The 12,824-nt window shown below is 66.9% G+C and carries 11 protein-coding genes; 6 read left to right on the forward strand and 5 right to left on the reverse strand.

Annotated elements, in window-relative coordinates; all coding sequences use genetic code 11:
• Window positions 1–70 precede the first annotated feature (70 nt).
• Entirely contained in the window at window positions 71–1,759 is a 1,689-nt protein-coding gene (locus tag GONAM_RS18050) for a serine/threonine-protein kinase (protein WP_006868200.1), read from the reverse strand.
• A 130-nt stretch (window positions 1,760–1,889) separates the two neighbouring features.
• Window positions 1,890–2,444 carry a hypothetical protein gene (locus GONAM_RS18055; RefSeq protein WP_006868201.1) on the reverse strand — a complete coding sequence of 185 codons (555 nt, stop codon included), beginning with the start codon at window positions 2,442–2,444 and terminating at the stop codon, window positions 1,890–1,892.
• 104 nt (window positions 2,445–2,548) lie between these two features.
• Here GONAM_RS18055 and GONAM_RS18060 point away from each other — a divergent pair, with 104 nt between their 5' ends.
• Entirely contained in the window at window positions 2,549–3,715 is a 1,167-nt protein-coding gene (locus GONAM_RS18060; RefSeq protein ID WP_040536881.1) for a pyridoxal phosphate-dependent aminotransferase, read from the forward strand.
• Between the two features lie 424 nt (window positions 3,716–4,139).
• On the opposite strand, the gene GONAM_RS18065 is transcribed toward GONAM_RS18060, so the two are convergent.
• Entirely contained in the window at window positions 4,140–5,123 is a 984-nt protein-coding gene (locus tag GONAM_RS18065; protein WP_006868203.1) for an LLM class F420-dependent oxidoreductase, read from the reverse strand.
• Window positions 5,124–5,262: 139 nt separating this feature from the next.
• On the opposite strand from GONAM_RS18065, the gene GONAM_RS18070 reads away from it, so the two are divergent.
• From GONAM_RS18070 to GONAM_RS18080, 3 genes are read left to right on the forward strand one after another with little or no spacing between them, the layout of a single operon-like run.
• On the forward strand, window positions 5,263–5,844 hold the full coding sequence (locus GONAM_RS18070) for a TetR/AcrR family transcriptional regulator (protein ID WP_006868204.1): 582 nt from the start codon (window positions 5,263–5,265) through the stop codon (window positions 5,842–5,844).
• Window positions 5,837–7,378, forward strand: coding sequence for a flavin-containing monooxygenase (locus tag GONAM_RS18075; RefSeq protein ID WP_006868205.1), 1,542 nt, complete (start codon window positions 5,837–5,839; stop codon window positions 7,376–7,378). The genes GONAM_RS18070 and GONAM_RS18075 overlap by 8 nt, the downstream gene beginning before the upstream one ends.
• Complete coding sequence (locus GONAM_RS18080; RefSeq protein ID WP_006868206.1) at window positions 7,375–9,096, forward strand: GMC oxidoreductase; 1,722 nt, start codon at window positions 7,375–7,377, stop codon at window positions 9,094–9,096. Before GONAM_RS18075 ends, GONAM_RS18080 begins: the two co-directional genes overlap by 4 nt.
• 102 nt (window positions 9,097–9,198) lie before the next feature.
• Here GONAM_RS18080 and GONAM_RS18085 read toward each other — a convergent pair whose 3' ends face one another.
• Both GONAM_RS18085 and GONAM_RS18090 read right to left on the reverse strand, forming a co-directional pair.
• Complete coding sequence (locus tag GONAM_RS18085; protein WP_040536883.1) at window positions 9,199–9,828, reverse strand: alpha-ketoglutarate-dependent dioxygenase AlkB; 630 nt, start codon at window positions 9,826–9,828, stop codon at window positions 9,199–9,201.
• 111 nt (window positions 9,829–9,939) lie between these two features.
• Complete coding sequence (locus GONAM_RS18090; RefSeq protein ID WP_006868208.1) at window positions 9,940–11,445, reverse strand: SulP family inorganic anion transporter; 1,506 nt, start codon at window positions 11,443–11,445, stop codon at window positions 9,940–9,942.
• A 246-nt stretch (window positions 11,446–11,691) separates the two neighbouring features.
• On the opposite strand from GONAM_RS18090, the gene GONAM_RS18095 reads away from it, so the two are divergent.
• Together GONAM_RS18095 and GONAM_RS22515 are read left to right on the forward strand one after the other, a co-directional pair.
• Window positions 11,692–12,204 (forward strand): hypothetical protein, encoded by a 513-nt coding sequence (locus GONAM_RS18095; protein ID WP_006868209.1) that lies wholly within the window; start codon window positions 11,692–11,694, stop codon window positions 12,202–12,204.
• 290 nt (window positions 12,205–12,494) lie between these two features.
• Window positions 12,495–12,803, forward strand: a complete 309-nt coding sequence (locus tag GONAM_RS22515) for a GIY-YIG nuclease family protein (RefSeq protein ID WP_006868210.1) — start codon at window positions 12,495–12,497, stop codon at window positions 12,801–12,803.
• The last annotated feature ends 21 nt before the right edge of the window (window positions 12,804–12,824 follow it).

Here is a 12,824-nt window from a genome sequence, read left to right on the forward strand (position 1 = left end):
GAAACCAGCCTGACCTCGATACACGGCGTCCTCACTCCGCTCGGGCGGCGCACTCGGCCGGCAGCGACCCTCACACCTCCATCAGGCAGTACCCGATCGACTCGGGTTGGAGGAACGTCCAGCGGGCCTCGCCGCCGGCGCAGGTGACGGTCGACGCGCCTCTCCTGGTCACCTGCGCGAGCACTGTCCGCAACGCGGGGGCGCTCGTGCACGGGACCTCGCGGTAGTCGGCGAGCGACCCGTCCTCCTTCGGGACCAGGTAGCAGAGTCCCTCGTAGAAGTTCGGTGTGAGGCACAGCTTCCGGGTGCTGCTCGGGAAGGTCAGCGTCGAATTCTGTTCGCTGGCACAGGGAGTCGCGGTGGGGATGATCGACGCGGTGTAGAAGTTCATGCCCGCCGAGTCGCAGTCCACCTTCGACGCCAGCACCGTCGTCGACGACCCGGCCTGCATGGCGATGTTGACGCACTCGCCGGTCTGCACGTCGTCGGGCCCCGTCACCGACAGCGGTGTCGAATCGGTCGTGCGCGCCGCGGGACTCCGGGTCTGGGTGGTCACCGCCGGCGCCGACGCGGTCGTCGACGTCCCGGAAGCGTCGGGCGTCGACGACACCTTGGTCGCCACGTAGACGACGCCGGCCACGATCGCGAGCACGAGGACCAGCGCCACAGCACCGAGCGCGATCAGCACCCCTGACCCGTTCTTCTCGGGCGGCGGCGCCGGGAAGCCGGATTGGGACGAATAGCCCTGGTATTCACCGTGATACGTCCCCGGCGGGGGCTGCCCAGGCGGGTGACCCTGTGTCCCGGGTGACGAGGCCGCGTACGACGGCCGACCCCCATGCGGCGGCTGCGGTGGTTGCCATGCCCGCGGCGGTTGGTAGGTCCCCGGCTGCTGATAGGGGGCGCCCCGCGGCCCCGGCTCGGTCAGTGCACGTTCGAGTTCGACGCCGAACTCGCGGCATGACGGGAAGCGACGATCGGGCTCCTTGGCCAGCGCGCGGTTGAACACCGCGTCGGCGGCGGGCGAGATCCCGGGGCGCAGGCTCGACAGTCGCGGCGGCATCGACTGCAGGTGGTGGGCGATGATCGACGCGGTGCTCGCGCCCTGGAACGGTGGTCGCCCGGTGAGGAGTTCGAAGACGGTGGCGGCGAGGGCGTACTGGTCGGCGCGGGCGTCGACCGCGTCGCCGAGTAGCTGCTCGGGGGCCGCGTAGGCCACGGTGCCGAGGAAGACGTTCGTCGACGTCAGGTGGCTGACGTCCTGCTCGGACTTCGCGATTCCGAAGTCGGCGAGCAACACTCGCGGTTCCGGGCCGTCGAGTCCCTGGAGCAGGATGTTGGCGGGTTTGACGTCGCGGTGCAGCAGGCCGGTCGCATGCGCGCGGTCCAGGGCGGCGCCGACGGACCGGACGATCGCGATGACGGTTCGGGGGTCGAGGCCCTGCGGGGTCTTGCGCAACAGTTTGAGGGCGTCGATGCCGTCGATGTACTCCATCGCGATCCACAGATGACCGTCGTACTCACCGGAGTTGAAGATCGTGACGATCGCCGGGTGCACGACGCTCGACGCGTGTTCGGCCTCTTTGACGAAGCGTTGCCGGTACATCGGGTCGCGGCTGAGTTCCGCGGGAAGGACCTTCAGCGCCTCGTCGCGCGGCAGATGTGGGTGCCGGGCCAGATAGATCTCGCCCATTCCGCCCCGACCGATGAGTCGGATGATCGTGTAGCCGGCGAAATGCTCGCCGGGGTTCCGCGGCATCGCCCCTCCTCATCCTTCTCGGGCAGGTCCGCCAAGTCTGCACCTCCAGACCGTGCGCGGCGACCACAATGCGTCCCGGTGTCACTCGACCGGGCCACCCCGGGTGGGCCTGACCCGCGCGGCGACGGGTTCAGCCGCCGGACAGCGACGCCAGGCAGAACACGCGCGGCTCTGGCTTGTCGTAGGTGGCCTTGACCTGGCCTTCGGCGCATTCGAGGGAGCCGCCCCCGTCCGTCTCGACGCGATAGATCGCGGCTTCGGCGCCCGCGTCGGCGTTGCAGTCGACGTTCTTGAAGTCGACCAGCGAGCCACCTGCCGACTGCGGGATCTCGTAGCACTGGCCCTGCACGAAGTTCGGCATCAAGCAGAGCCGATCAGAGGTGTCCGGGAAGGTCAGGTAGTTCTCGTACTCTCCGCATTCGCCGGGCACGACCTGGGAGGCGATGAAGGTCATCCCGTCGGCGTCGCACTCTGCCTTGGTCGCCTCGACATTCGACTTGTCGCCATCGGCCGACCTGACCTGTACACATTGCCCGATCGCCACATCGTCCGGCTTGGAGACGTTGTTGGTCACGCGGTCGACCGAGGAACACGCACCCAGGACGAACAGCGCGGCACACGCCACGGCCGCGATGACCGCACGTCGCGCGCGACCATGCTGGTGAACCATCGCCGGCGCTGCCATGCGAGGGATCGTACGCTGCAGCGACGTGGCGAAACCCGGAAATTATCGGGCATCTCGGAACGAGTCCCAATTCTGCGCCGAGAGCGATGTGCCACCCTGGACGCATGTCCTTCGAGAGCAGGACCGCAACCCGTTTGCGGCCGTTCATGACCACGATCTTCGCCGAGATGTCGGCCCTCGCCGTCGAGCACGGCGCCATCAACCTGGGGCAGGGCTTCCCCGACACCGACGGCCCGGAGTCGATGCTCGAGGCCGCCCGCCGCGCCATCACCGACGGCCACAACCAGTACCCGCCCGGCATCGGCGTCCCGGAGCTTCGGCATGCGGTCGCACGTCACCAGCGCGAGCAGTACGGCCTCGACTACGACCCCGACCGCGAGGTGCTCGTCACCGTCGGCGCCACCGAGGCGATCGCCGGCGCCGTCGTCGGACTCATCGAGCCGGGCGACGAGATCATCATGATCGAGCCCTACTACGACGCCTACGCCGCCACCGCAGCGATGGCCGGAGGTGTTCGACGCGTCGTCCCGCTCATCCCCGACGGCGATGGTTTTCGCCTGGACCGCGAACGCCTCGCGGATGCGTTCGGACCGAAATCCGCGGTGTTCATGCTGAACACACCGCACAACCCGACCGGCACCGTGCTCTCCGACGATGATCTCGCCGAGATCGCCCGACTCTGCATCGAATTCGACGTGATCGTGGTCGCCGACGAGGTGTATGAACACCTGCTGTTCGACGGCCGCACCCACACCCCGATCGCGACCCTGCCGGGCATGAAGGAGCGCACGCTCCGGATCTCCAGCGCTGCCAAGACCTTCAACTGCACTGGCTGGAAGGTCGGCTGGATCAGCGGACCGCCCGAACTGATCGCCGCGACCAAGACCGCCAAGCAGTACATGTCCTACGTCGGGTCGGGCCCGTTCCAGCCGGCCGTCGCACACGCCCTCGACAACGAACTCGGCTGGGTCCGAGCATCGGCCGCCGCACTGCAGAACAAGCGCGACATGATCACCGCCGCCCTCCTCGACGCCGGTTTCGACGTACACCGCAGCGAGGCAACCTATTTCGTCTGCGCCGACCCACGCCCCCTCGGCGTCGACGACGGCATCGAGTTCTGCCGGTCCCTCCCGGAACGCATCGGCGTCGCCGCGGTCCCGGTCAGCGTGTTCGCCGACGACCGCCAACCCTGGCACCACCTCATCCGCTTCGCCTTCGCCAAACGCGACGACGTCATCGCCGACGCCGCGGAGCGGTTGCGCAAGCTGTAACCCCGTTAGCGAGCTTGCAAGCACCACCCCGCTCCTTGAGTAGCGAGCTCGCAAGCGCACCCCACCGCTCCTTGAGTAGCGAGCTTGCGAACACGACTCCGCTCCTTGAGTAGCGAGCTCGCGAGCACGACTCCGCTCCTTGAGTAGCGAGCTTGCGAGCACGACTCCGCTCCTTGAGTAGCGAGCTTGCGAGCACGACTCCGCTCCTTGAGTAGCGAGCTCGCGAGCACGACTCCGCTCCTTGAGTAGCGAGCTTGCGAACACGACTCCGCTCCTTGAGTAGCGAGCTAGCGAACACGACTCCGCTCCTTGAGTAGCGAGCTTGCGAGCGTATCGAAAGGAAAGCGACGCTCCCGGCCAACCGAACCCCAAACACGTTGCGGCAGTTGGTCCCGGATATCGGGACCAACTGCCGCAGGTGCAATCAGCGCAGTGCCGGCACCACGTGTTGCTCGAACATCTCGAGATCCTCGCGGTCATGAGCGACGTTCGGGAAGTAGAAAATCCCGTAGGTCATTCCGGCGTCTTCGAGTCCGCGGAGGTTCTCTGCGACCTGCTCCGGCGTCCCGACCGCAGGCATCTCCCGGAAGGCGCCCATGCTGCCCGACGCCGCGTCGGGTCCGACGATCTTCGCGAGCCGAGATTCGAGGTCGTCGAGCTTGCGCTCCACGTCGGCCTCGGTCTCGCCGAGTATCACGTTGTAGTTCGCGGACCGGACAATCGCCTCGAAGTCGCGTCCGAGGTCGGCGCAATGCTGTTGCAGCACCGATGATTTGTGGGCGAAGCCCTCGGGCGTGCCGTCGAAGTTGGTGTAGTCGGCATATTGCGCCGCGATCCGCAGTGTCTTCTTCTCACCGCCGCCGGCGATCCACAGCGGCAGCTTCCCGGCGGTCGGCTGCGGCTGACAGATGGCGTCGTTGACGGTGTAGTGCTTGCCGTCGAGGGTGGCTCGGCCGGTCTCCCACGCCTGCTTCATGATCTGTACTCCCTCGTCGAGCCGGGCGAGACGCTCGCCGGCCGAGGGGAATCCGTATCCGTAGGCGCGCCATTCGTGTTCGTACCAGCCGCCTCCGATGCCCATCTGCACACGGCCGCCGGAGATGAGGTCTGCGGTAGCGGCGACCTTTGCCAGGTACATCGGGTTGCGGTAGCTCATCGCGGTGCACATCTGGCCGATGTCGACGCGGCTCGTCGTCGCCGCGAGTGCGGAGACGAGCGTCCAGGCCTCGTGCGTGGCCTCGTCGGTCGGCAGCGGAACGGTGTGGAAGTGGTCGTAGACCCAGACCGAGTCCCAGCCGGCCGATTCGGCGCGGTTCGCGACCGACGACATCACCTCCCACTGGTTCGCCGGGTCGATACCCACGAGATCAAGCCGCCAGCCCTGGGGAATGAAGAGTCCGAATCGCATGCCGTCGAACCTACCCCGCGTCCGCAAACCCAACCCTTTCCGTGTTTCCAACCCCCTCCAGGCCCGGCGGGTTTACACAACAGGGGCCCCGCCAACACTTACAAGCAGTCCGGACTGTTTGTGTGTTACGCTCGCCACTGTGACCGAGCCCACCAGCACCCCGCGCCGGCGTACCCAGGCCGAACGCACCGCGGCGACCCGCACCCGGGTCCTCGACGCCGCGGTCGAAGCACTGGTCGAGGTCGGTTATGCGGCCACCACCACCCAGGAGGTCAACCGGCGTGCGGGGGTCTCCCGCGGCGCGCTGCTGCACCACTTCCCCACCCGGGAGTCGCTGGTCGTTGCAGCCGTCGGACACCTCGTCGACCGTCGCCTCGAAGAAGTCCTGTCCCGCCCGCGGACGGGCGACGAGGGACTCGAGGTCCTCGTCGAGTCGTTCAGCGGACCGCTGTTCGACGCAGCGCTCGAACTCTGGGTGGCCGCACGCTGCGACGTCGAGCTGCGCACCGCGCTGATCCCGCTCGAACAGCGGGTCTCCGACGCCCTGGCCGTGGGGTGCGCCGAGATCTTCGGCGACCGCTACACCCCGGCCGAACTCGAGCTCTCCATCGAACTCGCACGCGGCCTCGCGGTGTCGCGCATCCTGCGATCCCCCGACGCCGACCGCGAATACATCGACCGACTTCTGCCCATCTGGAAGGACCTGTTGAACCATGGCTGACATAAGTTCACTGCCCGAACACGTCGACGTTCTCGTCGTCGGCGTCGGATTCGGCGGCCTCGCCGCACTGCACCGGCTGCGCAAGGACCATCCCGGTCTGACGACCCTGGCGATCGAGCGCGCCGAGGGCGCCGGCGGGGTGTGGCGCGAAAACGACTACCCCGGCGCGGCCTGCGACGTCCCGACCTCCCTCTACTCGCTGTCGTTCGCGCCGAACCCGGACTGGTCGCACACCTACGGTCGACGCCACGAGATCCACAACTACCTGCGTTCCGTCGCCGCAGACTACGACGATCAGATCCGCTACAACTGCGCCCTGACCGCCGCCCGTTGGGACGGTGCCGCGCAGGAGTGGGTCGTCGACACGACACAGGGGCAGATCCGGACCCGCTTCCTCGTCGCCGCACCCGGCGCACTGTCGGAACCCGGCGTGCCGGACGTCCCCGGCGCCGACGAGTTCACCGGCAAGATCTTCCACTCCGCCCAGTGGGATCACACCCACGACCTGCGCGGACGCAAGGTCGCCATCGTCGGCACCGGTGCGTCGGCAATCCAGATCGTGCCCGAGATCGTCGACACCGTCGGGCATCTCACCGTCTTCCAGCGCACCCCCGCCTGGGTCGTGCCGCGCCTCGACCGCAACATCGGCCCGGCCGAACGCGCCCTCTACAAGCGTGTCCCCGGCGTGCACCGCCTGGTCCGCAAGATGGTGTGGGCCTACCGCGAGGCCTACGTGCTGATGATGGCCCGCAACCCCAAGCTGCTGCCGATCGCGAAAACCCTTGCCCTGGCGCAACTCCGGATCCAGGTCCGCGACCGCGCACTGCGCAAGCGCCTCACTCCCGAATACACCATCGGCTGCAAGCGGATGCTGTTGACCAACAAGTGGTTCCCCGCCCTGCAGCGCGACAACGCCACCGTGACCGGCGCCATCACCCGCCTCACCGCGAACGGCGCCGTCGACGATCAGGGTCGTGAGCACGAGGTCGACACCGTCGTCTTCGCCACCGGGTTCACCCCCACCCAGCCTCCCATCGCGAAGGCCGTCACCGGCCGCGACGGACGCACCCTGGCCGAGGCCTGGCAGGGATCGCCGCGCGCCTACCGCGGCGTCGAGGTCCACGGCTTCCCGAATCTGTTCTTCCTGTACGGCCCCAACACCAACCTGGGTCACAGCTCGATCGTGCTGATGCTCGAACCGCAGGCGTACTACATGTCGAAAGCGATCGCCGAGGTCACCGGCTCCGGACACTCGTCGTTCGAGGTCATCCAGGCCGCGCAGGACGCCTACAACGCCGAGCTCGACCCCGAACTGATGCGCACGGTGTGGAATTCGGGCGGCTGCTCGAGCTGGTACCTCGACTCCACCGGCCGCAACTCGGTCATGTGGCCCAAGTTCACCAGTGACTTCCGCCGCCAGATGGCGTCCTTCGTGGCCGCCGACCACCGCTTCGACGACGCCATCCCGGCCGTCACCGACACCGTCGAGGCCGCCGCCACCGACACCGATTCCGAAAGGACCCTCGCCCAGTGAAAAGACTTGGTCGCAACGACGCCGACCATTACGACGCCATCGTCATCGGTTCCGGTTTCGGCGGCTCGGTGGCCGCACTCCGGTTGACCGAAAAGGGTTATCGCGTCGCGGTCATCGAGTCGGGCCGTCGTTTCGCCGACGCCGACCTGCCCAAGACCAGTTGGCGCCTCAAGGATTACGTGTGGGCCCCGGCCCTGGGCATGTTCGGCGTGCAGCGCATGCACCTGCTGCGCGACGTGCTGGTCATGGCCGGCGCGGGTGTCGGCGGCGGCTCGCTCAACTACGCGAACACGCTCTACCGTCCGCTCCCTGCGTTCTTCGACGACCCGCACTGGGGTCGGATCACCGACTGGGCCGCCGAACTCGACCCCTACTACGACCAGGCGTCGCGCATGCTCGGCGTGACCACCTACCCGAAGGTCACGCCGGCCGATCGCGTCATGCGCAAGGTCGCCGAGGACATGGGCGCGGGCGACACCTTCGTGCACACCCCCGTCGGAGTCTTCTTCGGCGAGCCGGGCAAGACCGTCGAGGACCCGTTCTTCGGCGGCGCCGGCCCCGCCCGCACCGGCTGTACCGATTGCGGCGCCTGCATGACCGGTTGCCCGGTCGGCGCGAAGAACACGCTGGTCAAGAACTATCTGTATCTCGCCGAACAGGCCGGTGCGAACGTCATCCCGATGACGACCGTCGACACCGTCCGCCCGCTGTCGGAGGGCGGGTACACGGTCGGGACGCATCGAACCGGTCGACGCTGGTCGCGTCGGGGCCGCCGCTCGTTCACCGCCGATCACGTGGTGTTCGCGGCCGGCACGTACGGCACCAACAAGCTGCTGCTGGACATGCAGCAGAGCGGCAGCCTGCCCGGCCTGTCGTCGCGCCTGGGCAAGGTGGTTCGCACCAACTCGGAGGCCGTCCTCGCCGCAACCGCCACCGACCTGAAGGTCGACTACACCGAGGGTGTGGCGATCACGTCGTCCTTCCACCCGAACGAACACACCCACATCGAACCGGTGCGATACGGCAAGGGCAGCAACCTGATCGGGATGCTGCAGGCGATGCTCATCGACGGTGACGGTCGTCTGCCGCGACCGCTGGCAGCTCTGGTGGAAATGATCCGGCATCCGTTGGTCACGCTGCGTGGACTCTCGGTTCGACGCTGGTCGGAGCGCACGATCATCGCCCTGGTGATGCAGACCGCCGACAACTCCCTCGAATTGTTTGCCCGCCGTGGCCGTTTCGGTCCGATGCTGCGCAGCAAGCAGGGGGCCGGCGATCCCCCGCCGACCTGGATTCCGGTCGGTCACGAAGCCGTCCGCAAGATGGCCGACGAGATCGACGGCGACGCCGGCGGTTCCATCGTCGACTGGCTCAACATCCCGATGACCGCGCACTTCCTGGGCGGTTGCTCGATCGGACGGTCCGCCGCCGACGGCGTCGTGGACCCGTACCACCGCGTGTTCAACCACCCGGGCCTGCACATCGTCGACGGTTCGACGGTGTCGGCGAACCTGGGCGTGAACCCGTCGCTGACGATCACCGCGCAGGCCGAACGCGCACTCGCCATGTGGCCGAATGCCGGTGAGGCCGACCCGCGTCCGGAGCTCGGGTCGGCGTACCGGCCGATCGCCCCGGTGCCGCCGGTCCGTCCGACGGTGCCTGATTACGCACTCGCCGCCCTGCGGTTGCCGATCACGCCGATCTCCAACGCCGGCTGAGGATTTCGTAGAAGTTGTGGGCGTATGGCGTCCACAACTTCTACATCCCCTCCTTGCTGGTTGAGTAGGTCCGAGGCGCCAGCCGAGGACCGTATCGAAACCTCACCACACCCCCGGCGGCCGCAGCTGAATGCTGATCCGGGCGCCGACGCCGCGCACCTTGGGGACAGCGTGTTCCCACGTGCGCTGGCAGCTGCCACCCATGACCAGCAGGTCACCGGACGACAGGGTGAACTTCAGCGACTTCCCGCCGCCCCGCGGCCGCAGCATCAGCGGTCGTGGGGCGCCGAGGGAGATGATCGCGACCATGGTGTCGTGCGTCGACGCCCGACCGATGCGGTCCCCGTGCCACGCCACCGAGTCGTTACCGTCGCGGTAGAGACTGATCCCGGCGGTCGCGAATCCCTCGGGTAGTTCGTTGCGGTAGTACCGCGAGAGCGACGACCGCATCTCGGTGATCAACCCGTCCGGGAACGGGTCGTCCTTCTGATAGATCGAGACCAGCCGCGGGACGTCGACGACGCGGTCGTACATCTGACGCCGCTCGGCCCGCCACGGCACATCACGTCGAAGCCGATCGAACAGCTCGTCCGGACCGCTGATCCAACCCGGGCACAGGTCCACCCACGCGCCGTCGGTGAGCGGACGCCGCGTCATCGAGGTCGACAGGTCGCCGAGTGCCGGCTCCGCGGCCACCTCGGCGAACAACGATCCCTGGATGCCGATGGACATGTACCCACCGTACACCCGAATCGAACGCACGTTCGAGAAACCGCTCACTGGTTCCGTTCGCGCTCACCTTTGACGAGTGAGCGCGAACGGAACGAGTGAGCGAAAGTCGGGCTACTCCCCGCCTAGATGCCCGCTCAACCGGCCGTGGCGTTCGGCGCTGGCATCGTCGAGCCCGACGATCGTGACGTCCTTGCCCTTGGCCTTGTACTTGGTGGTGATGGCGTCGAGGGTCGCGACCGACGACGCATCCCATACGTGCGAGTCACTCATGTCGATGACGACGTTGGACTCGTCGGCGGTGTAGTCGAACTGGTAGATGAGGTCATTGCTCGACGCGAAGAACAGCTCTCCCCGGACCTTGTAGACGCGGGTCTCGGTGTCGGGCCCGGCGACCTCCACGACCTCAGTCATATGCGCGACGCGACGCGCGAACAGCACCGACGCGGTCAGCACGCCGACGACGACGCCGTACGCCAGATTCGAGGTCGCGACCGTCACCGCGACCGTCGCCAACATCACGGCGGTCTCGGACCGGGGCATGCGCCGCAACGTCTTCGGGTTGATGGAATGCCAGTCGAAGGTGCCGACCGACACCATGATCATCACCGCGACCAGTGCGGCCATCGGGATCTTGGCGACCACGTCGCCCAGTCCCACGACGAGGATCAGCAGGAACGCTCCGGCCAGGAACGTCGAAATCCTCGTCCGCGCACGGGATTCCTTGACGTTGATCATCGTCTGACCGATCATCGCGCAGCCGCCCATGCCGCCGAAGAAGCCGGTGACCAGGTTGGCGACACCCTGCCCGACGGCTTCGCGGGACTTGTCGGAGTGGGTGTCGGTGATGTCGTCGACGAGTTTGGCGGTCATCAGCGACTCGAGCAGGCCGACGATGGCGATCGCCAGCGCATACGGCGCGATGACCGACAAGGTGTCCCAGGTGAAGGGCACATCGGGGAGCACCCACGACGGCAGGCTGTCCGGGAGTTCGCCCTCGTCACCGACATTCGGCACGTTCAGGCTCGCGATGAGGGTCACCGCGGTGAGCAGCACGATGGCGACCAACGGCGCCGGCACGACGGTCGTCAGGCGCGGGAACAGGACGATGATCGCGATGCCGATGGCCACCATCGGATACACCAGCCACGGCACGCCCAGAAGATGCGGTACCTGCGCAGAGAAGATGAGGATGGCCAGCGCGTTGACGAAACCGACCATCACGCTGCGCGGGATGAACCGCATCAACTTCGCGACGCCGAGCGCGCCGAGGAGCACCTGGAAGATGCCGCCGAGCAGGACCGCGGCGATCAGGTACTGCAGCCCGTGGCTCTCGACGAGAGGCGCGACGACCAGAGCGACGGCGCCGGTGGCCGCCGAGATCATCGCGGGACGACCGCCGACGATTGCGATGGTCACCGCCATGGTGAACGACGCGAACAGGCCGACGCGCGGGTCCACGCCGGCGATGATCGAGAACGAGATCGCCTCGGGGATCAGGGCCAGTGCGACGACGAGTCCGGCGAGGGCCTCGGTACGCAGCCGACTCGGCGAGCGCAGGGTCAACAGGACGGACTGGCGGTCAGCCGGGGAGATGGTGTCCTTTGCGGAACTCGGCACCGCGGACTCCTCTGTAATGGGGGTTCGAACCTGCGGACTCTATACGCGCGGGAGGCGTCACTCACATTTTCGAGCCAGGCCGAGAACTTCGTCGACGCAGGTCAGGCGATTACCCACCCGATCCGACAGTGGCCAAGTGCACATTCCGCGCACCGCACAGAGGCCGAAATGTGAAGTGGCCCACAGCACACTATTCGAGTCGATGCTTTAATCATTCCGTTATAAATCGTTACAAGGGGGAACTCGATGAAGCGCACCGGTATCGCCGGTCTGTTGGCTGCTGCCGCCATGCTGATCCCGATCGCTCCGGCGACCGCCGATCCGGTCGGCGATCTGTTCGGTAGCGCCAGCGGCAGCCTCGACGCCGGAAGTTCGGCATTCGGGTCGTCGGGCGACAAGGTCACCCACTACGGCAAGCTCGGCCGCCCGGACGCACGCAACGGCGTGAAGTCCATCAACGTCTGGGTCTACAACCCGAAGGGCGCCCGTGAGATCACTCCGGGCACCTTCCCCAAGAACTCGCGTCTCGGCGTGCGCTGGAACTCCATCATCGACGCCGGCCCCATCGTCGACGGCAACGAGTGCCGCATGGAGGTCCGCCTCGCCGGACCCAAGGTGCCCAAGGAAGCCGCGCTGTACAAGACGCAGGACTGCACGGCGGTGAAGTCCTACTTCTTCAAGGGCGGCGGCAACTTCACCATCCGCGTCACCGACCTGGTCTCCGGCGCGTCGAACAGCATCGCGTTCTCGGTCCAGTAGTCACCACCCCATCGCTGGCCGAGTAGGACCGAGGCGCAAGCCGTCCCATCGCTGGTTGAGAAGGATCGAGGCGCAAGCCGTCCCCTCGCCGGCCGAGTAGGACCGAGGCGCAAGCCGTCCCATCGGCGGCCGAGTAGGACCGAGGCGCTAGCCGTCCCATCGCTGGTTGAGTAGGTCCGAGGCGCTAGCCGAGGACCGTATCGAAACCACTTGTGGACAAACTGAGATGCCGGCACGGCGCTGTGCGTTTCCGGACCGAGGGCTCAGCCATCTCGATCGATAGTCCTTGCATGGGCGCGTACCTTTACATTCTCGAATGTTCCGACGGCAGTTTGTACGTCGGAAGCACACGAAACCTAGACAACCGGATTCAGCAACATGACAGCGGGCGGGGTTCGGTGTACACCCGATCCCGCCGACCAGTACGCCTCGTCTATCAGCAGGAGTTCGAGCACGTCGGGGAGGCATATGACGCCGAAGTACATCTCCACGGCTGGTCGCGAGCAAAACGCTTGGCGCTCATCAATGGGCAGTTCGAGTTGCTGCCGGAGCTGGCGCGCAAGAAGTGGAAGCGGGACTCCTCCCCGCCGGGTGAATAAGCCCGTTGCGGAGCTGGTTTC

This window comes from Gordonia namibiensis NBRC 108229, from assembly GCF_000298235.1.
Lineage (GTDB): Bacteria > Actinomycetota > Actinomycetes > Mycobacteriales > Mycobacteriaceae > Gordonia > Gordonia namibiensis.

Coding starts and splice junctions, on each gene's coding strand:
- GONAM_RS22515 (WP_006868210.1), top strand. CDS start 12,495: ATGGGCGCGTACCTTTACATTCTCGAATGTTCCGACGGCAGTTTGTAC.
- GONAM_RS18060 (WP_040536881.1), top strand. CDS start 2,549: ATGTCCTTCGAGAGCAGGACCGCAACCCGTTTGCGGCCGTTCATGACC.
- GONAM_RS18050 (WP_006868200.1), bottom strand. CDS start 1,759: ATGCCGCGGAACCCCGGCGAGCATTTCGCCGGCTACACGATCATCCGA.
- GONAM_RS18055 (WP_006868201.1), bottom strand. CDS start 2,444: ATGGCAGCGCCGGCGATGGTTCACCAGCATGGTCGCGCGCGACGTGCG.
- GONAM_RS18085 (WP_040536883.1), bottom strand. CDS start 9,828: ATGTCCATCGGCATCCAGGGATCGTTGTTCGCCGAGGTGGCCGCGGAG.
- GONAM_RS18065 (WP_006868203.1), bottom strand. CDS start 5,123: ATGCGATTCGGACTCTTCATTCCCCAGGGCTGGCGGCTTGATCTCGTG.
- GONAM_RS18075 (WP_006868205.1), top strand. CDS start 5,837: ATGGCTGACATAAGTTCACTGCCCGAACACGTCGACGTTCTCGTCGTC.
- GONAM_RS18095 (WP_006868209.1), top strand. CDS start 11,692: ATGAAGCGCACCGGTATCGCCGGTCTGTTGGCTGCTGCCGCCATGCTG.